We start from the raw sequence: 18088 nt of genomic DNA on the forward strand, positions 1-18088 counted from the left end.
GTCAATTGGGCATTATTACAGGCGTTTTCGCTGGACTTTTCGTCCGCCGGTTCAGGCCGGAGTGTGCGACTTCCCGGACAGCGGATGTCCGCGCGGTGCGCCGCGGGGTGATTCCCCACCGCCATCAATACAGCCGAGCGCGAGACGCTTCTCCCGACCATGGAAGGCCCGCACCAGTTCACCGGCGCGATCTCCCGCCCGCTCGGCGAGAGCGGCAGTCAGAGCCTGGTGATAACGCAGGGTATCCCTCGGCTCGAAGTTTTCATGCGCGGCCACCAGATGCGCCACTCGCATGCCGGCGGGCACCAGACCCTCGAGTACCGAATTCAGATAGAAATTATCGAGCTGCGTGAGACTGGCTGCCAGAAACTGTGCCCTGGCCGCGAGCAGCCGGGTCACATCGGGCTGGCTGAGGGCGGCATTCATCTCATTCAGAGCCGGTTCAAGGCGTTCCAGGTGCTGCCCGGGCAGCGCGGCGAGTTTGCGGAAAAAAAGTACCTGCAGCTCCGTATACAGTTCGCAGAAGTTGGCAATCTCCTGACCTTCCATGGCGCTCACGACCGCACCCCGGCGGGGGATGATCCGAATCAGGTGGCGTTTTTCGAGAATCAGCAGGGCCTCCCGCACTGATCCCCGGGAAACCCCGAGTTCACCGGCAACCTTGAGTTCCTGGATGCGTGCCCGGGGTTTCAGCCGCCCCCGGATGATCTCATTACTCAGATGATCGGCAATCTGCTCGGTCAGGCTGATCGCTGGCTCAAAACCCATTACGCTGCTCCCTGGCTGTGCCCGGTCCAAGCGGTAAGACAACGTCAGAGTGAGTGGGGTTCCGGAGGACCTTCAGGTCGGAGGGGTGAGCCGGGCTTCCAGTACGACGGGTGCGTCGAGATCTTCAAGTCCGATCGGCTGGGACTGCCACTCCCAGTCGCCGGGCTGGGCCAGAGGGGTCCCTCCCAGGCTGAGGCGGACGGCGATTTCCACCTCTCCCGCAGCAGAAAGCGGCTGCGCGGGATTCATGCTGACCGCATCGTCGAGGCGGATGGACAGGGGAAAGTCGAGGGCGGGACGGCGCACCACCGCATAAGGCATACCACCGCCGACCGGGCGCGCAATCACAAACAGGGTCGCGCCCCGGGGCACCGGGTCCGCCACCCTGACGTCGACATCCACGCTCGGGTTGAGATTGCCCAGCGCACGCCTGGCTTCCGCCATGCCGGCGCGCAGGGACGCCCGCTGTTCCGCGTCCAGGGCCCGGGACAGGGCGCGATCGAGATAGCCGACCGCGGCTTTGATCTCACCACTGCGGAAAGCGTCTATCGCATACATCTCCAGCACCAGCAGATGATTGGGGTCCTGGGCCAGCAGCCGCTCGGCGATGCTGCGGGAGGTGGCGTCGATCACGCCCCCGCCTGCCAGATAGCGGGCCTGCAGCCAGTAAACGTCGATACTGGGATCATCGCCATGCACCGCGTGGGCACGGGCGAAATCCTCTGCCGCAGCCTGATAGTTACCCAGTTTCAGGTGGGTGTGGCCCAGCAGATACCAGCTTTTCGCGTCCCCGGCACGGCTTTCCACCCGGCGCTGCAACTGCTCCTGCCACTCCAGCAGCGCCTGCCTGTCCGCTTCCGCATCCAGCTGCAGAAGCCTTTCTGCACCACGCAGACTGTCCGCGGCAGGATCGCCGATCAGGGTGTAGAGGCCGAGAGAGCCCGCGACCAGGCACAGCGCCGCAAACAGGGCAATCCAGGGCGCAATCCGATCACCGCCGCTGCGCTCCTCTTCGGCATAGTCATCGAGCAGGGATCGATTGAGTTCTTCGGTGACCAGATCCCGGTCAGTGGCGGCCAGAGTGCCGGTGGCGAGATCCTGCTCCAGTTCGTCGAGGCGATCCCGATACAGCGCGGTGGTGGTTGCCTGGCGCGACGGACCCTCGCCCCGAGCAGGCTGTCGCAGCAGTGCGATCCCCAGAAGCAGCACGGCGGCTGACAGCAGTAATGCGGCGCCAAGCCAGATCATTCGCCGTTCCGGAGGATGCTTGCCAGTCTGTCGCGCTCCGCGGCACTCAACTGATCCGCAGCGGGCTGCCGCAGCATCCGCCGCAACGCCCAGGCGCCGAGCAGGAGAAACCCGAAGGGGCTCAGCCACAACAGCCAGGTGCTGGGTTTGAAGGGCGGATCGTAAAGCACGAAGTCACCGTAGCGGGACTGCAGAAAATCGCGCACTTCCTGATCACTCAACCCCTCGACGACCAGCAGCCGGTGCACGGTCATCCGCAGATCGTGTGCAATCGGCGCGTCCGAGCCTGACAGGTTGGTGTTCAGACATTTCGGGCAGCGGAATTCATCGATCAGGGTCCGATAGCGCGCCTCCAGTTCCCCGGAAGGAAACTCGAGCGCATCCACCGGACCCGCACCATAGGCGTCCGGAGCCGCGCCGACAGACGCTCCGCCGCACAGCGTCAACACCAGAACCAGCAGACCGAACCGCTGACTGCGGTCAGTCACCCTCATGAGAACGCCCTGCCACACCGGTGATCTCGAGACCCGGGGCTTCAAGAGTGCGCAGCCGGGGCAGCAGCTCGTCCTGCCAGATCCGTGGATTGATCTCGCCGACCCGCTTGTAGACGATTACCCCGCTGGCATCCACCAGGAAACTTTCAGGCGCGCCGTACACGCCGAGTTCCACACCCAGGGAGCCGTCCAGGTCCTGGATCACGAACTCATAGGGGTCCCCGAACTCCGCCAGCCAGCGCAGCGCCGCCTGGCGATTGTCCTTGTAGTTGATGCCAACGATCCGCAGGCCCGTTTCCCGGCGGATCCGCACCAGTTCCTCATGTTCGGCCTTGCAGGTCGGGCACCAGGTGGCCCACACGTTGACCAGGACCGGACTGCCCAGCAGCGCCTGGCGATCCACCTGAACCCGGGGCGTGTCGAGCCGGGGTGCTGTGAATTCCGGGAAGGGTTTACCCAGCAGCGCGGAAGGCAGGGCGTGAGGGTCGTTGAGGCTGAATCCCGCATAGCCGATCACCACGATGGCAGCAAAGATTCCCAGCGGGATAAACAGACTCGCCCGGCTCATGAGGCGCTGACCGTTGCTCCGGCGGGGGTTTCCAGCCGCCGACGCAGCCGTCGATAGCGGCCATCGAGCACCGCGAGTCCACCACCGAGTGCCATGAGCACACCACCGAACCAGATCCAGCGCACGAAGGGTTTGATCTGGATACGTACCGCCCAGGCTCCGTCGCCAATCGGCTCGCCCATGGAAACGTAGAGGTCCCGGGTGAATCCCGGGTCGATCGCCGCTTCAGTCATCAGATTGCGGCTTGCCAGATAGCTGCGCTTCTCCGGCGCCATCAGGATGCGGCGGTCACCCTCGCTGACACTGAAGGTTGCCCGCTGGGCCACATAGTTGGGACCGCGCACCTGGGAGACTTCGATGAATTCGAATACCCGGCCGCCGATCTCGACCTGATCTCCCGCCATCATGCGCAGGTCCTTCTCCACTGACAGCTGGGAAGTGAGTGCGACACCGAGCAGGGTACAGGCAAAGCCGAGGTGACCGAGACACATACCCCAGTAAGCCAGGGGCACCCGGCGCAGGCCGCCGGCAATGCGCAGCCAGACGTCCAGCGCCTGAGAACCGACTACCCAGGCTGCCAGAACCAGGGTGACGCCGACCTGCCAGCTCATGGCACCACTGGCCAGCAGCGGTACCACCACGCCGAAGCCGAGACTGCCCGCTGCAATCCAGCGCAGCCGCAGCCAGATGCGGGCCAGGGGGGTGCGCTTCCAGTTCAGCGCCGAGACCAGCCCGAGTGCCGCGGCAAGCAGCAGCATGAGCGGTACGAATCCCGCATTGAAATAAGGCGGACCAACGGAAATCTTGTCGCCCCCGGTGATCGCTTCGACCGCCAGGGGATAGAGGGTGCCCAGCAGCACCACGGCCATCGCGACGACCAGCAGGACGTTGTTCAGCAGCAGGAAAGCTTCCCGGCTGAGAAGTTCAAAGTGCACGCGGGAACGGATCGCGGATGCGCGGAATCCGTAGATGAGCAGCGAACCGCCCACCACCAGCACCAGGAAAATCAGAATGAACAGACCCCGGGTGGGATCCACGGCGAAGGCGTGCACGGATGTGAGTACCCCTGAGCGGACGATGAATGCACCCAGGAGACTCAGGGAAAAAGTTGCGATGGCAAGCAGCAGCGTCCAGCTCTTGAAGGTGCCGCGCTTTTCCGAAACCGCCAGAGAATGGATCAGGGCGGTGCCCACCAGCCAGGGCATGAAGCTGGCATTTTCCACCGGATCCCAGAACCACCAGCCACCCCAGCCGAGTTCGTAATAAGCCCACCAGCTGCCGAGGGTGATCCCAACGGTAAGAAACGCCCAGGCGATGTTGCTCCAGGGTCTCGACCAGCGCGCCCAGGCCGCATCGAGTCGTCCGGAAAGCAGCGCGGCGATGGCAAAAGCGAAAGCTACAGAAAAGCCCACATAGCCCATGTAGAGCATTGGCGGGTGCACGATCAGCCCGAAATCCTGGAGCAGCGGATTCAGGTCCGCACCATCCGCCGGCGTCATGGGTACCAGGCGTTCGAACGGATTGCTGGTGAACAGCAGAAAACTCAGGAAGCCCACGTTGAGCAGACCCATGACACCCAGCACCCGGGCGAGAAAGCGTACCGGCAGATCGCCGCTGCGCAGCACCACGGCCAGTGTCCAGCCCGCCATGATCAGCGTCCACAGCAAAAACGATCCCTCATGAGCGCCCCACACCGCACTGGCTTTGTAGTACCAGGGCAGCAGTGAATTGGAGTTCGCCGCGACATAAGCCACCGAGAAATCGTCTTCGATGAAGCCCAGGGTGAGTGCTGCGTAGGCGAGCAGAATAAAAGCAAACTGAGCGGCGACCAGCATGCCCAGAGCCTGCATCCAGCGCAGCCTGCCCAGTGCTGCACCACCCAGACCGAAGACGGCGATGAGGACAGCGAAGCCCAGCGCGAGAATCAGCGCAAAATGGCCGAGTTCAACTGTCATTGCCACTCACAGCACCCGCCGGTGCTCTGTTCGCTTCGCTGTTCACATCCAGGGGAGACTTCGGCCTGGTGCTGTGCGCCGGGTTCATATCCGCCAGTTCCGGGGGCATGTAATTCTCATCGTGTTTGGCCAGTACCTGATTGGCTTCAAATGTTCCGCCAGCGGCGAGAGCGCCCTGCACAATGACACCCTGCCCCTCGCGAAACAGATCCGGCAGGATGCCGCTGTAGCGCACCGGAAACTCAGCACCCCGGTAGTCGGTGAGCACGAAGGAGACTTCGAGGCTCTGAGGATCCCTTGCCACACTCCCTTCGAGAACCATCCCACCGGCGCGGATCTGCGCGCCGACCGGCGCGCTGCCATCCACCACCTGATCCGGCGGATAGAACATGTTGATGTTCTCGGACAGTGCTGTGAGCAGCAGGGCCACGGTCGCGCCTGCACCAAGTACCAGAAATGTCACTACAATCAATCGGTTACGTCGTTTCGGATGCAAAACTACCTCTTCTTCAGGTCTTCAGAACCCACTGCTTCCCGTTCCCGGATCACCGCTGCCGGCGGCCTTTTCAGCCCGCGCGGATTCTACCCCTGCAGCCGCGCGCCTTTCGAGTGCGCGGGATTCTCGCAGGAAGCGGCCGCGGCTTATCCGCAGAGCCATCACATTTGCCAACACTACCAGTCCCGTCGCGCCATAACTGAGCCACACGTACAGACCGTGGCCGCCCATTGCCAGGAAGTCGGACAGAGATGCGAAACTCATCCGACGCTTCCCTGCCCGCCGACGAGCGCCCGCACCCACGCGGTACCCCGCTCCCGGTTCAGGATTTCCAGGCGCAGACGTCCCAGCAGGTTGGCGCCGAACAGGAAATAGAAGCCGAACACATTGACCGCCAGCGGCAGCCACATTTCCGGTGGCATGGCGGGGGCTTCAGTAATTCTGAAGGTGGCAGGCTGATGCAGGGTGAGCCACCAGTCGACCGAGTATTTGATGATCGGAATATTGATGGTGCCGACCAGCGCGAGAACGGCGCAGGCACGCCCCGCGCTCTCTTCCCGGGGAATGGCCTTGCGCAGCGCAAACAGACCGAAATAGAGAAACAGCAGTACCAGCATCGAGGTGGTGCGGGCGTCCCACACCCACCAGGCACCCCAGGTCGGCTTACCCCAGACCGCCCCGGTGAACAGCGCCAGCGCAGTCATCGACATCCCGAAGGGCACGACGGTCGCCAGCACCATGTCCGCCAGTTTCATGCGCCAGACCAGCAGCACGAGACCCGCCGCGCCCATCAGCATGTAGGCAGACTGGGCGACAATGGCAGTGGGTACATGTACATACATGATCCGGAAGCTGTTGCCCTGCTGGTAATCGGGCGGTGCAAAGGCCAGCCCCCACACAGTACCCACCAGGAGCAGCGCGGCCGCCAGCACCCCGAATACCCAGACCCAGGGGCCGCTGATGTCATAGAACCAGCGTGGAGAGCCAAGTCTGTGCCACCACTGTTTAATGTTCATGCGTCAATCCGCTACTGTTCCAGAGTGATCTTCAACGCCGCTTCCACCGCAAAGGGCGCCAGCGTGAAGGCCACCATCGAAATCACACCCAGCCAGTAGATCTGCGCCAGGGTCCCGATGCCCGCCATCTGCTCCAGCACCGCCCCTGCACCGAAAATCAGGATCGGAACATACAGAGGCAGCACCAGCAGCGCCAGCAGCACCCCGCCCCGCTGCAGACCGACCGTGAGCGCAGCACCGATGGCACCAATGAGACTCAGCGCAGGCGTGCCGATGAGCAGCCCGAGCATCAGTTTGCCCAGCACTTCGACCGGCAGAAACAGAATCAGTGCCGCGACCGGCGCCAGCAGGGTCATGGCAAGGCCGCTGAAGACCCAGTGGGCCAGGATCTTTGCGAGAATCGGCAGAAATCTGGGCTCGGCCATCAGCACCAGCTGCTCCAGGGTGCCGTCGTCGTAGTCGCGGCGGAACAGGGCATCGAGACTGAGCAGATTGGCAAGCAGTACCAGCACCCAGATGATGGCGGGTGCCTGGTCGCGCAGCGCATCCGGTCCGCCACCAGTGCCAAGAGCGAACAGGGTCATCGCCAGAAAAAGAAACACCAGCGGATGCAGCATCTCTTCAAGACTCTGCAGCAGCAGGGCGAATTCACGGCGCAGCTGGGCGATGAACAGGCCACCGGAACGTCTGTTACCGTGCACTAGACCACCAGCCCGAGCTGCAGGGGCCGGGCGCCGGACAGCTCCAGCGGCTGGTGGGTAGCGCAGATCGCCGCTCCGCCTTCCTGAAGGTGTGCGCTGACAAGCTCCCGCACCAGAGACTGACCCGAGTGATCGAGTGCGGTGAAGGGCTCATCCAGCAGCCAGAGTCGGCGGTCATCGAGTATCAGTCGCGCCAGCGCCACACGACGCTGCTGCCCGGCGGAGAGACGCTGACAGCGGACATCCTCGTAACCGGCGAGACCAACCCGTTCCAGAACAGCGATGTGATCATCGCTGCTGCTGCCGAAGGCGGCATACCAGGCCAGATTCTGACGGGGCGACAGCAATGAGCTGATACCCGGTTTGTGACCCAGATAGGCAACGGGTTCCGCGCGAATGCTGCCGCTGTAGTCCGGAAAAAAGCCACAGAGGCAGCGCAGAAGCGTGGACTTTCCGCTGCCATTGGGACCGGTCAGTTCGATGCACTCCCCGGCGCGTACATCCAGATCCAGGTGCGCGAAGAGCAGACGGCCCTCCCGCAGACAGCCGAGATTGCGGATCTGCAGCAGTGAGTCAGACATCGCCGGCAGTGTCATCAACAGTCCGTTTCGAGATCATGCGGGAATCATCCCACCGATCTGACCTGATAACAGGGTTTGTATTCACCATGGAGTTTCATGCGACCCTGGGCCACGTATGCCTGCAGCAGCCGGTCCAGCGCGTCGGTGAGGATGGCGTCGCTGTGCAGCTCGAAGGGTCCACGTTCCCGAATCAGGCGGATGCCGTCCGCCTTCACATTACCGGTGACAATCGCGCTGAAGGCCCGTCGCAGATTGACCGCAAGCTCGTGCGCCGGCAGGTCACGACTCAGACGCAGACCGGCGACATTCCCATGGCTCACTGCAAAAGGCTGCTGGTGCTGCAGTGGCACGTGCAGCAGCCAGTTGAAATAGTAGGCGTCACCATCCCGGCGGCGCTGCTTGCGCACGCCGCGGATTGCCCTGCCCATAACCTGACCGACCTCTTCTGCATCGGCAATCACAATCTGATAACAGGCACTGACAGCGTCTCCGAGACACAGCCGCAGAAAAGCATCCAGCTCCCTGAAATAGGCTTCGCTGCCTGCAGGACCGGTGAAGACCACCGGCAGTACGATGTTGCGGTTGGCCGGATCCAGCAGCACGCCGAGCAGATAGAGAATCTCTTCGGCGGTACCCACCCCGCCCGGGAATACGACAATGCCGTGCGCCATGCGCAGAAATGCTTCGAGCCGCTTCTCTATATCCGGCAGCACCACCAGGTTGCTGACCATCGGGTTGGGCGGCTCGGCAGCAATGATGCCCGGCTCACTCAGGCCCAGATAGCGGCCGTTGCGGATCCGCTGTTTGGCATGCCCTACCGCCGCACCCTTCATCGGTCCCTTCATCGCGCCCGGGCCGCAGCCCGTACAGATGTCGAGCCCGCGCAGGCCGAGGTGATAGCCCACTTCCTTCGAGTAATCGTACTCGTCTCTCGAAATCGAGTGTCCACCCCAGCAGACCACCGTGCGCGGCGGAATGTCAGGATCCAGCACCCGCGCATGTTTGAGCATGTGAAACACCGCATCTGTGATCCCGCTGCCGGAGGTCAGATCGAACTGATCCGCAGCGGCGATGTCGGTGCCGAGGAAGACGATGTCCCGCAGCACGGCGAACAGATGCTGACGCACCCCTTCGATCATCCGACCTTCGACGATGGCGCTGGCCGGCGCATTGCGGATGATGAGTTTCAGGCCTCGGGTACGCTTGCCGATCTCGATGGAGAAATCCGAGTAGGTCTCAAACAGCGCGGCCGCATCGTCAGTCTCGCTGCCGGTATTGAGCACAGCCAGCGCACAGCGACGGAACAGCTCGAAGAGCTGAGCGTGTTCCGAAGAGCCGGTCAGCGTGTCTACTTCGTGCTGGGAGAGCAGTTCGAGACTGCCACGCGGACCAACGGTGATGTCCACCTTCTCGGGCATATCGGCTTTCATCGTCCTGCTCTTAGAGGTCGATTGTCACACCCGCGTAGATCTGCCTCGGCATCGCGGGAAAGTATCGATAGTTCAGCGGGCTGAAGACAGTGTAGTCACCCCGCTCGGCGTACTCGTCATCCAGCAGATTGATGACCCGGCCGAATACGGACAGTCGATCGTTCACCGCATAGCGTCCGCGCAGATGGAACACCAGATGGCCATCGTACTCAGCCGTGTTGTCCGCGTTGATGTAGTGTTTATCCACGAATTCCGCCTCGAGCTCCAGGCCCAGACTGTCGGTGACGGCGTAGTTCCAGCGCGCATTCGCCAGCCACTTCGGTGCTGTGTCTATGTAGTTGTTTTTCTCGATGACCTCGCCACCGGTGGCGTCCCGATCGAAATCGTATTTGTGTTCCGCATAGGTGCCGGAGACAGACAGGGTGTGGTCACCGAAACTGCGGAAGGCTTCGAACTCCACACCCCAGGCCTTGGTCCTGCCGTCGCTGACATTGAGCCCGGCGGAATCCCGGAAGATGTAGTTGTCGGTGCGCTCGCTGAACAGGGCGACATTGAAGAATCCGCCCTTGAATCCGGCTTCCACCGACCACAGCTCCTCGCTCTTCAGATCGGCCACATCCTGACCGCGCTGGAGCCGGTACAGTTCGGTGACCTGGGGCGGACGGAAGCCATTGCCGATCACCAGATAGGCCATTCCCGTGCTGAAATCCTGCTCGATGCCGATGCGACCAGCGACGTTGGTGTAGTCATCGGTGCGATCCGCGGGCCGGTTATAGAGACAGCCACCGAAGCCACAGGCAGTGCCATCGTCCCGGGTATTTCCGTCGAGAATGCGGTTGCTGTAGTCGTATTCCAGATACTCGATGCGAAGGCTGTGCACCAGGCGGGTTTCCTCAGTGAAGGACCAGGAGAGATCATAGAAACCGGCGGCCATCATGCTGTCGGTATCGTAGTCGTAGTGCCAGCCCTGAGGACGCACCGCGTTGTTGAAGGCGGAAGAGGTGGTAAGCGGCTCATCCTGATATTCGTCCAGATGGGACGACATAAGCTCCAGGTGGGCGCCAGCACTGGCACGGAGCCTGCCGCTGGCAGGGAAGTCGTAACCGAGCAGCACACCACCGCTGGTCTGATCATTGCGTTCCCGGGGCTCGCCCGGGAGAAAATGCTGCAGAAAATTCATGTCCGACCAGCGCAGGTAAGGTGTGATGCGCCAGGCGTCCTTCGTCCAGAAGCTGGCCAGCCGTGCCGATTTCGCATCGCGATAGGCTTCAGGGGCAGGATTGGTTTTGCGCAGATCATCATCTTTGTAGACTTCGAACCCTTCCACAAACGCTCCGGTTTCCTGGTTCAGGTTCGTAAAATGCAGCGTGTTGTATACCGACCAGGCGCCGACATCGGTGCTGTGCACCAATGAGGCCTTCTGCTGATCGTAGCCGGTGAAATCCCGATAGCCATTGCTCGAGTTGCCGTTGATCGACACGCCGAACTCATGACCGTTCAGCTCCTGGTGGAATTGACCCGAAAGTCGATAGTAATCATAGGGACCACCTTCGGCGGAGAAGGTGTTCGCAGTGGGTATGTCGGTGACGAAATTGACCGCGCCATGCAGGGCATTGCCGCCGAGTAACGCACTCGCCGGACCGCGCCAGACTTCGATGCGCCCGGGTTGCTCCGAATTCACTTCAAACAGACCGTTCACATTGCAGAAACCCGCCGGGCGGATCGGCAGACCGTCTTCCAGGAACAGAAATTCGCCGCAGGCGCCGGCTCCGGTGAGCACCGCCGAGCGGATGGCCGTGAGGTGCTCCTGACCTGAGCCGCGGGCAACCCACACCCCCGGGACCCGCGCCAGCGCCTCGCTGATGTGGGTGGCGCCGATCAGCCGGAGTTCCTCCGACTCGATGGCCGTGATACTGCCCGCAGCGCCCAGTCGGTCCGCCAGAGTGGAGTCCGCACTGACCAGCAGCTCCTCAATGCCCGGTACTGTACCGGTCGGGGATTCCGCTGCGCTGGCCTGCAGTGACGGGAAGACGGATCCCCCCAGAACAGCCACCAGCAGCAGGGTCCCTGCAGGGTGGGAGGCGGGAGGGCTCGACCGCCCAGGTGTGCGGGTCCGTAGGATTGCGGTTGTTCTTTTAACAGGCATAGCTGGATCCATTCGATTCTGTGGGGGTACTGTGCCGTTCCGCTCACGCAATGGTCTCCTGAACGGACAGCACCCGACCCTGGGGCGGCAAGGCTGCAGGACATTAAACAATCACCCTCTGAGGGGCAAGGGAGAACCGGCAGACACTGGGGAGAAGATCGTTAGAATGTCTGCAGCCTGTACACCGGAGGAGTCGCCACCGTGAACATCGAAATTCGCAGCGCACGTCCACGGGACAAGGCGCGTTGTCTGGAACTGCTGCAAGCACTGAATCCGTCAGGCACACAGGGCGGCGGGAAATCTGCTGGACGGGCCTTCGAAGAACTTCTGACCCGGGCACGTGGTGAAGTACTGGTAGCTTCCGAGGAAACCAGGATCCTCGGTATGGCCACGGTCAGCTATAACCTCGCGATGCGCTATGGCGGTGAGTACTGTCAGCTGGAGGAACTCATCGTCGACAGCGACGCCCGGGGCAAAAACATCGGCGCCCTGCTGGTGCAGAAGTCGATCGACAACGCCAGATCCCGGGGTTGCGCCGAATTCGGTCTCTATCTGCTGGAGAGCACCGAACACAATCGTCCCTTTTATGCGAAATTCGGCTTCGAGGCTGTCGGTACGGAAATGAGGCAGAAGCTGCTGAGCTGAGCCGACTTATCGGACCGCTGTTCTAACCTTCCGCTGCGTGCTGCTAGAATGGTCCGCCACCAGAGCTCGGAGCTGACGATGGGATATGCCAGATTCGCTTCTGCAGGCCCGGCATCGCTGCTGGCAGCTTGTCCGCAGGCGACTTTCCTGCTGAGACCACTGCTGCTGGTTCCTTTGCTGCTGGCGCCGGAGGCATACGCTGTTCCACCCTTGCTGGCGAGCGAATTCGCGCGCGATTGCGCAATCCGGGAAGACGGGCAGGCAGCTACGGAACGATGCGAACTGTATATTTCCGGCTTTCTCGATGGCGCAGTAGCGACGGATGAGCGGGTAGCCCAGAACGTGGCCAAGGAGCTGGAACGAAAGGAGACGTTCACCGAACGGGCCCTTCGCACGCGGGTCGGTGAGCGAATACTTCGACACGGGCCGTCTGTCTACGCCGAATACTGTATCGGCGAGCCGGTTCCGGTGGCCGAAGTGATTGAGCTGCTGCAGCGTGAAATCTCGGAGAAACCACCTGAACAAGACGACCTCGCCAGGGATACGATGTACACACTGTTGCGCAAACACTATCCCTGCAGCGAGTAACCATTCAGCAGGCGAGCCAATCTGCTGATGCGATTGCTTTTCACTGGTACGATCTTCGCAGTCTCGTGGCTGTTGTGGTCCGGGATCTACACTCCGCTCCTGAACGGACTCGGTCTGCTGTCCTGCGCCCTCGTGCTGCTGCTCGCCCGACGCGCAGGCTTCTTCGACTCTGGCGTCTATTCTCTCCATCTGGCAACGCGGCTTCCCGCGTACTGGCTGTGGCTTGTCGGACAGATTGTGAAAGCCAATCTGACGGTGGCGCGCATTGTTCTGACACCAAACATGCCCATCAGCCCTACGTTGATTAAGGTACAGGCATCACATCTGCCACCCGTCGGCCAGGCAATTCTTGCCAATGCCATAACATTGACACCGGCGACGGTGTCGTTCGATGTGAATGAAGGGCTCATTCACGTTCACTGCCTGACGGAATCCTCCGCCGAGGAACTGCGCGAGGGCGAAATGGTGCGCCGGGCAAAAAAACTGATGGGGAACTGATCATGTTCTATGCAGCCGCCATCGCAATCATGGTCACTATGGGCCTTGCACTCGGTCGCGCACTGCTCGGCCCCACGGTCTACGACCGGGTACTGGCCGTCAACATGTTCGGTACGAAAACCGTGCTGCTGCTGGCCGTTGTCGCGTTTCTCTATGGCCGACCCGACTTCCTCGATCTGGCGCTGGCATATGCACTTATCAACTTCATCGGCGTACTGGCCGTACTCGAATTTCTGCAGAACCATGGCTTGCGTCAGGTCGAGCCAGACGCAGACGGTGGCAACGAATGATCGTCGAGGTAATGAGCTGGATCCTGCTGATGAGTGGTGGTGTGTTCGTATTCATCGGCGGTGTCGGCGCGCTGCGGATGCCTGACTTCTACACCCGTCTGCATGCCGCCAGCCTGACCGACTCCCTGGGGACCATTCTCGTGCTGTCGGGCGTTGCCCTGCAGGCAGGGCTTTCGCTCGCCACACTCAAACTGCTTTCCATACTTGTATTTCTGATGCTCACGAGTCCCACCGCAACCTACGCTCTGGCGAACGCCGCACGGTTCTCCGGTCTGCTGCCGCGGGCTGCCGCGCATTTTTCCGGGACACCCTCCGGTGGTCAGAAGGATATCGAACGCGGATGATCACGCTTTTCGCCGTCTTCCTGCTGACCCTGCTGGTCATCACGGCATTCGGCATCGTGCAGGCGCGCAACCTGTTCGTCGCCGTGATGCTCATGGGGATTTTCAGCCTGCAGATGGCCGCCATATTCTTCATTCTCGATGCTGCCGATGTTGCACTGACGGAAGCAGCGGTGGGCGCAGGGATTTCCACTGTTCTTTTTCTCGGAGCGCTGGCTTTGACAGTGGCCGAAGAGCGCCGTGGCACCAGTGGCTGGATACTCTCCCTGCCTGTCGTCGCTGTGACGACACTGATCGTGCTCTATGCGACCTTTGACAAGCCCCGCATGGGTGATCCCGAGGCGCCCGTTCACCAGCATGTGGCGCCGTGGTACCTGGAGAACACACCCGCGCTGATCGATATACCGAACGTCGTGACGGCGGTACTCGCCAGCTTCCGTGGCTACGATACGCTGGGTGAAGTTTTCGTGATTTTTACCGCGGGTGTCGGGGTGATGTTCGTGCTGGGCACGCCATGGAGTCGTCTGGCTGATGCGCGGACACCGCTGGCGGAAGCGAAAGGGTTGCGGCACCACCTCATTCCCCGGGTAGTTGGCAGCCTGCTGGTCCCTTTCATCGTTCTGTTCGGCCTTTATATTCAGTTTCATGGCGAGTACGGCCCCGGTGGCGGCTTCCAGGCTGGCGCGCTGATTGCCGCAGGACTGATCCTGATTGCCCTGCTCGACGGCGAGACCGAGTCGCTGCGAGTCGCGCCTGCACGCCTGCTGGTCGGCATGGTCGCTGCTGGTCCATTGATCTTTGGTGGCGTAGGCGTGGCAGGTATGCTGCTTGGCAGCCGTTTCCTCGACTACTCGGTGTTGAGTGCTGACCCGGTTGCCGGTCAGCAGCTCGGTATTCTCATTATCGAGGCGGGAGTGGGCATCACGGTGGTAGGTGTGCTGGTATCGATCTTTCATGCGTTCGCTTCGCGAGAGCACAGGAAATGATGGAGCTCCTGGGGCTGTACAACTACTGGGTGTTCGCCATCCTTCTCATGACGGGTCTGTATACGGTCATCACGAAGGCGAATCTCTTCAAGAAACTGATTGGAATCTCAGTTTTTCAATCTGCCGTGTTTCTGCTGTACATCACGATGGACAAGGTGGATGGCGGCACGGCCCCCATCATCCAGAAGGACCAGCTGGACCAGATCTATTCGAATCCGCTGCCCCAGGTGCTGATCCTCACCGCCATCGTCGTTGGAATCGCCACGCTCGCACTGGGGCTGGCCCTCGTGGTGCGCATCCATGAAGCGTATGGCACCGTCGAGGAGGATGAAACCCACAAGATGGATCACGAGTGAGCGTGCCCGCAGCGAGCGCGCTTGCGGCTGATCTGCCCGCGCTGCAGGTGGTGATACCCCTGCTGACGGCGCCTCTTGTACTGCTGCTGCGTGATCCACGCCTCGCATGGGCTGCGGCGATGCTGGCATCGATCACGACGTTTTCGATCGCGATACTGCTGCTCGATGTGTGGCAGGCGAGTGGCGATCTGAACTACGCGATGGGCGGGTGGCAGGCACCATACGGCATCGAGCTGCGTATCGACGCCTTCACCATACTGCTGCTGCTCGTCACGACCGGCGCCTCCACTCTCGCCCTTGCGGTATCCCGTGCGAATCTCGATTCCGAGATCCCCGCAGAACGTCAGCACCTGTTCTACACCGCGTGGCTGCTCGCGCTTACCGGCATGGTCGGTATCGTCGTCGCTGGTGATGCCTTCAACATCTTCGTCTTCATGGAAGTTGCCGCGCTGGCCTCTTACATCCTCATCGCCGGTGGACCGCAGCGACAGGCACTGACCGCGGTGTTCAAGTACCTGATCATGGGCACCATCGGCGCGACCTTCTATCTGATCGGTGTCGGTCTCGTCTACATGATGACGGGGACGCTCAATCTTGAGGACATGGAAGCCAGAATCCCGCTCGTGACGGACCTGAAACCTATCCTGGTGGCCGGTGGTTTCATCACGGTCGGGCTGGCGCTCAAGGCGGCGGTTTTCCCGCTTCACGTATGGCTACCCAACGCTTATACCTTCGCTCCCCATGCGGTCACCGTCTTTCTCGCGGCATGCTCGACGAAGGTCGCCCTCTATGTGCTGCTGCGATTCGATTTTTCGGTGTTCCAGGGCAACCTGCCGGGGCATGACATCCAGTTTGCCGGCTTCCTCATGCCACTCGCTCTGCTCGCCATTTTCGCCGGGTCTGCGGTAGCGCTTTTCGAACGCAATCTGAAGCGGCTGCTGGCCTATTCTTCGATTGCTCAGATTGGCTACATTCTGCTCGGCGCGAGCTTCGTCTCAGCAACGGGTCTGACCGCCGGTATCGTCCACATGTTCAACCATGCACTGGCAAAGTCCGCACTGTTCGTTGCGGTCGCCTGCCTGGCCATGCGCTGTGGTGGACTGTCTCTCGAGTCTATCGCGGGTGCGGGGCGCAGAATGCCCCTTACGATGGCTGGATTCGTTCTCGCCGGCCTGAGTCTGATCGGTGTGCCCGGCACCGCCGGCTTCATCACCAAATGGCATCTTGTGCTGGCCGCCCTCGATCTGGGTGGCCCTGGTATTGCGCTGGTCGCAGCCATTCTGATCGGATCCCTGATGGCTCTCGTGTACATCTGGCGGATCATCGAGATCGCCTACTTCACCAGTGCACCGGTCTCCGCCGGCAGTATCGAAGGACGAACCGAAGCCCCCATGTGGATGCTGGCCTGTCTGTGGCTGCCGGCGCTGGCGGGCATCTATTACGGACTGCAGCCCCAGCTGCCCCTCGAACTCGCCTCGGAGGCGGCTGCGTCACTGCTGAGACACCTGCAATGAGCGCGCAGTGGCTCATCACCGGAGCGCTGGCGATCCCGCTGATTGGTGCAGCGCTGATTGCCTGCCTGCATCGGCTGCCCAACGCACGGGAAGCCGCGACTCTCTCCACCGCTGGCGCGCTACTGCTGTGTGTTGTCGCGCTGACACCCGAGGTGCTCGCAGGAGGGCGTCCGCTTCTCAGCCTGCTGGAGATCATGCCCGGTCTCGAACTGCGTTTTGAAGTCGAACCACTCGGGATGCTGTTTGCGCTGATCGCTGCCGCCCTGTGGATCGTGAACTCGATTTACTCGATCGGCTATATGCGCGCCAATGGCGAGCAGCACCAGACCAGATTCTATGTCTGTTTCGCGGGAGCGATCGCTAGCACCATCGGTATCGCATTCGCCGGTAATCTGCTCACCCTGTTCGTGTTCTACGAGGTCCTGACGCTGATCACCTATCCGCTCGTTACCCATGCGGGAACCCCGGAGGCCCGCCGCAGCGGACGGATCTATCTCGGTGTCCTGGTCGGCACATCGGTTACGCTGCTGCTGTTCGCAATCGCCTGGACCTATGTCCTTGCGGGCACTCTGGACTTCCAGCCCGGTGGCATTCTGACAGGCAGGACGGGCGAAGGACTCATGGCGGTTCTGCTCGCGCTCTATGTCTTCGGTATCGGCAAGGCTGCGGTGATGCCGATGCACCGGTGGCTGCCGGCGGCGATGGTGGCACCAACACCCGTTTCCGCACTGCTGCATGCGGTCGCCGTGGTGAAAGCCGGGGTTTTCTGCGTAGTCAAGGTCATGGTCTACATTCTGGGCATCGACAACCTGGCGGCACTCGGCAGCGCGACGTGGTTGCCCTTTGTCGCCGGCTTCACGATTCTGGCCGCATCGGTCGTGGCCTTGCGCTCCGACAATCTCAAGCGTCGGCTTGCTTACTCGACCGTCAGCCAGCTCTCCTACGTGGTTCTCGCAACAGCCCTGCTCGCGCCGCTGTCCGTGCTCGGCGCCACTGTGCACATCGCTGCCCACGCAGTCAGCAAGATCACCCTGTTCTTTGCAGCAGGCGCAGTGTACACGGCCGCACACAAAACTGAGGTGAGCCAGCTCGATGGCATAGGTCGGAGAATGCCGGTCACCATGATCTCGTTTACCATCGGTGCGCTGTCTCTGATCGGCGTCCCACCGGCAATCGGCTTCCTCAGCAAGTGGTTCATGCTGCAGGGCGCCGTGCAGAGCGGCGCGTATCTGTCTTTAGGGGTCATTCTCATCAGCACACTGCTGAATGCCGCGTACTTTCTGCCCATAGTATACGCAGCGTTTTTTCGCGCGACGTCCGATGATGGTACGCACGGCGACCATGGCGAAGCACCCTGGCCCATGGTACTCGCGCTTGGACTGACCGCATCCGCGACGATCGCGCTGTTTTTTTTCGTGGATCCCATCCTCGAGCTGGCGCGTCAGGTCGCCATGTCCACATAGTCAT

The 18088-nt window shown here is 61.6% G+C and carries 20 protein-coding genes and 1 pseudogene; 9 read left to right on the forward strand and 12 right to left on the reverse strand.

Going from position 1 to position 18088, the window contains the following annotated elements:
* Positions 1–51 precede the first annotated feature (51 nt).
* From R3E82_12255 to R3E82_12310, 12 genes and pseudogenes are all read right to left on the reverse strand, one after another.
* Positions 52–768, reverse strand: a complete 717-nt coding sequence (locus tag R3E82_12255) for a GntR family transcriptional regulator (protein MEZ5551656.1) — start codon at positions 766–768, stop codon at positions 52–54.
* Positions 769–840: 72 nt separating this feature from the next.
* Positions 841–2016 carry a c-type cytochrome biogenesis protein CcmI gene (gene ccmI / locus R3E82_12260; protein ID MEZ5551657.1) on the reverse strand — a complete coding sequence of 392 codons (1176 nt, stop codon included), beginning with the start codon at positions 2014–2016 and terminating at the stop codon, positions 841–843.
* Positions 2013–2510 (reverse strand): cytochrome c-type biogenesis protein, encoded by a 498-nt coding sequence (locus R3E82_12265; GenBank protein MEZ5551658.1) that lies wholly within the window; start codon positions 2508–2510, stop codon positions 2013–2015. Before R3E82_12265 ends, ccmI begins: the two co-directional genes overlap by 4 nt.
* Positions 2497–3078, reverse strand: a complete 582-nt coding sequence (locus R3E82_12270; GenBank protein ID MEZ5551659.1) for a DsbE family thiol:disulfide interchange protein — start codon at positions 3076–3078, stop codon at positions 2497–2499. Before R3E82_12270 ends, R3E82_12265 begins: the two co-directional genes overlap by 14 nt.
* Positions 3075–5033 carry a heme lyase CcmF/NrfE family subunit gene (locus tag R3E82_12275; GenBank protein MEZ5551660.1) on the reverse strand — a complete coding sequence of 653 codons (1959 nt, stop codon included), beginning with the start codon at positions 5031–5033 and terminating at the stop codon, positions 3075–3077. Before R3E82_12275 ends, R3E82_12270 begins: the two co-directional genes overlap by 4 nt.
* Complete coding sequence (ccmE, locus tag R3E82_12280) at positions 5023–5496, reverse strand: cytochrome c maturation protein CcmE (GenBank protein ID MEZ5551661.1); 474 nt, start codon at positions 5494–5496, stop codon at positions 5023–5025. The genes R3E82_12275 and ccmE overlap by 11 nt, the downstream gene beginning before the upstream one ends.
* A 138-nt stretch (positions 5497–5634) precedes the next feature.
* Positions 5635–5793 (reverse strand): annotated as a pseudogene (ccmD, locus tag R3E82_12285) (heme exporter protein CcmD).
* On the reverse strand, positions 5790–6545 hold the full coding sequence (locus R3E82_12290; protein ID MEZ5551662.1) for a heme ABC transporter permease: 756 nt from the start codon (positions 6543–6545) through the stop codon (positions 5790–5792). The pseudogene ccmD and the gene R3E82_12290 overlap by 4 nt, the downstream one beginning before the upstream one ends.
* Before the next feature lie 11 nt (positions 6546–6556).
* The gene (gene ccmB / locus R3E82_12295) at positions 6557–7246 is read right to left on the reverse strand and encodes a heme exporter protein CcmB (protein ID MEZ5551663.1); all 690 of its coding nucleotides are present in this window, start codon (positions 7244–7246) and stop codon (positions 6557–6559) included.
* The gene (gene ccmA / locus R3E82_12300; GenBank protein ID MEZ5551664.1) at positions 7246–7827 is read right to left on the reverse strand and encodes a cytochrome c biogenesis heme-transporting ATPase CcmA; all 582 of its coding nucleotides are present in this window, start codon (positions 7825–7827) and stop codon (positions 7246–7248) included. Before ccmA ends, ccmB begins: the two co-directional genes overlap by 1 nt.
* A 44-nt stretch (positions 7828–7871) precedes the next feature.
* On the reverse strand, positions 7872–9245 hold the full coding sequence (gene ppnN / locus R3E82_12305; protein ID MEZ5551665.1) for a nucleotide 5'-monophosphate nucleosidase PpnN: 1374 nt from the start codon (positions 9243–9245) through the stop codon (positions 7872–7874).
* 22 nt (positions 9246–9267) lie between these two features.
* Positions 9268–11310 (reverse strand): TonB-dependent receptor, encoded by a 2043-nt coding sequence (locus tag R3E82_12310; protein MEZ5551666.1) that lies wholly within the window; start codon positions 11308–11310, stop codon positions 9268–9270.
* Between the two features lie 294 nt (positions 11311–11604).
* Here R3E82_12310 and R3E82_12315 point away from each other — a divergent pair, with 294 nt between their 5' ends.
* The 9 genes from R3E82_12315 to R3E82_12355 all read left to right on the forward strand — a co-directional run bounded on the left by R3E82_12315 (position 11605) and on the right by R3E82_12355 (position 18084).
* Positions 11605–12048: a GNAT family N-acetyltransferase gene (locus R3E82_12315; protein ID MEZ5551667.1), complete on the forward strand. Its 444-nt coding sequence runs from the start codon at positions 11605–11607 to the stop codon at positions 12046–12048.
* Positions 12049–12126: 78 nt separating this feature from the next.
* Entirely contained in the window at positions 12127–12636 is a 510-nt protein-coding gene (locus tag R3E82_12320; GenBank protein ID MEZ5551668.1) for a Rap1a/Tai family immunity protein, read from the forward strand.
* 27 nt (positions 12637–12663) lie between these two features.
* The gene (locus R3E82_12325; protein MEZ5551669.1) at positions 12664–13134 is read left to right on the forward strand and encodes a Na+/H+ antiporter subunit E; all 471 of its coding nucleotides are present in this window, start codon (positions 12664–12666) and stop codon (positions 13132–13134) included.
* 2 nt (positions 13135–13136) lie between these two features.
* Positions 13137–13424: a monovalent cation/H+ antiporter complex subunit F gene (locus R3E82_12330; GenBank protein MEZ5551670.1), complete on the forward strand. Its 288-nt coding sequence runs from the start codon at positions 13137–13139 to the stop codon at positions 13422–13424.
* Positions 13421–13768: a monovalent cation/H(+) antiporter subunit G gene (mnhG, locus tag R3E82_12335; protein ID MEZ5551671.1), complete on the forward strand. Its 348-nt coding sequence runs from the start codon at positions 13421–13423 to the stop codon at positions 13766–13768. The genes R3E82_12330 and mnhG overlap by 4 nt, the downstream gene beginning before the upstream one ends.
* Positions 13765–14751 carry a DUF4040 domain-containing protein gene (locus R3E82_12340; GenBank protein ID MEZ5551672.1) on the forward strand — a complete coding sequence of 329 codons (987 nt, stop codon included), beginning with the start codon at positions 13765–13767 and terminating at the stop codon, positions 14749–14751. The genes mnhG and R3E82_12340 overlap by 4 nt, the downstream gene beginning before the upstream one ends.
* Positions 14748–15107, forward strand: a complete 360-nt coding sequence (locus R3E82_12345; protein ID MEZ5551673.1) for a cation:proton antiporter subunit C — start codon at positions 14748–14750, stop codon at positions 15105–15107. The genes R3E82_12340 and R3E82_12345 overlap by 4 nt, the downstream gene beginning before the upstream one ends.
* Entirely contained in the window at positions 15104–16621 is a 1518-nt protein-coding gene (locus tag R3E82_12350) for a monovalent cation/H+ antiporter subunit D family protein (protein MEZ5551674.1), read from the forward strand. The genes R3E82_12345 and R3E82_12350 overlap by 4 nt, the downstream gene beginning before the upstream one ends.
* Positions 16618–18084, forward strand: a complete 1467-nt coding sequence (locus R3E82_12355) for a monovalent cation/H+ antiporter subunit D family protein (protein MEZ5551675.1) — start codon at positions 16618–16620, stop codon at positions 18082–18084. Before R3E82_12350 ends, R3E82_12355 begins: the two co-directional genes overlap by 4 nt.
* The last annotated feature ends 4 nt before the right edge of the window (positions 18085–18088 follow it).

The organism is Pseudomonadales bacterium (assembly GCA_041395945.1).
Classification (GTDB): Bacteria; Pseudomonadota; Gammaproteobacteria; order Pseudomonadales; family Azotimanducaceae; genus SZUA-309.

Coding starts and splice junctions, on each gene's coding strand:
- mnhG (MEZ5551671.1), top strand. CDS start 13,421: ATGATCGTCGAGGTAATGAGCTGGATCCTGCTGATGAGTGGTGGTGTG.
- R3E82_12255 (MEZ5551656.1), bottom strand. CDS start 768: ATGGGTTTTGAGCCAGCGATCAGCCTGACCGAGCAGATTGCCGATCAT.
- R3E82_12355 (MEZ5551675.1), top strand. CDS start 16,618: ATGAGCGCGCAGTGGCTCATCACCGGAGCGCTGGCGATCCCGCTGATT.
- R3E82_12330 (MEZ5551670.1), top strand. CDS start 13,137: ATGTTCTATGCAGCCGCCATCGCAATCATGGTCACTATGGGCCTTGCA.
- R3E82_12345 (MEZ5551673.1), top strand. CDS start 14,748: ATGATGGAGCTCCTGGGGCTGTACAACTACTGGGTGTTCGCCATCCTT.
- R3E82_12325 (MEZ5551669.1), top strand. CDS start 12,664: ATGCGATTGCTTTTCACTGGTACGATCTTCGCAGTCTCGTGGCTGTTG.
- R3E82_12275 (MEZ5551660.1), bottom strand. CDS start 5,033: ATGACAGTTGAACTCGGCCATTTTGCGCTGATTCTCGCGCTGGGCTTC.
- R3E82_12340 (MEZ5551672.1), top strand. CDS start 13,765: ATGATCACGCTTTTCGCCGTCTTCCTGCTGACCCTGCTGGTCATCACG.
- R3E82_12290 (MEZ5551662.1), bottom strand. CDS start 6,545: ATGAACATTAAACAGTGGTGGCACAGACTTGGCTCTCCACGCTGGTTC.
- R3E82_12265 (MEZ5551658.1), bottom strand. CDS start 2,510: ATGAGGGTGACTGACCGCAGTCAGCGGTTCGGTCTGCTGGTTCTGGTG.
- ccmI (MEZ5551657.1), bottom strand. CDS start 2,016: ATGATCTGGCTTGGCGCCGCATTACTGCTGTCAGCCGCCGTGCTGCTT.
- R3E82_12320 (MEZ5551668.1), top strand. CDS start 12,127: ATGGGATATGCCAGATTCGCTTCTGCAGGCCCGGCATCGCTGCTGGCA.
- R3E82_12270 (MEZ5551659.1), bottom strand. CDS start 3,078: ATGAGCCGGGCGAGTCTGTTTATCCCGCTGGGAATCTTTGCTGCCATC.
- ccmA (MEZ5551664.1), bottom strand. CDS start 7,827: ATGTCTGACTCACTGCTGCAGATCCGCAATCTCGGCTGTCTGCGGGAG.
- ppnN (MEZ5551665.1), bottom strand. CDS start 9,245: ATGCCCGAGAAGGTGGACATCACCGTTGGTCCGCGTGGCAGTCTCGAA.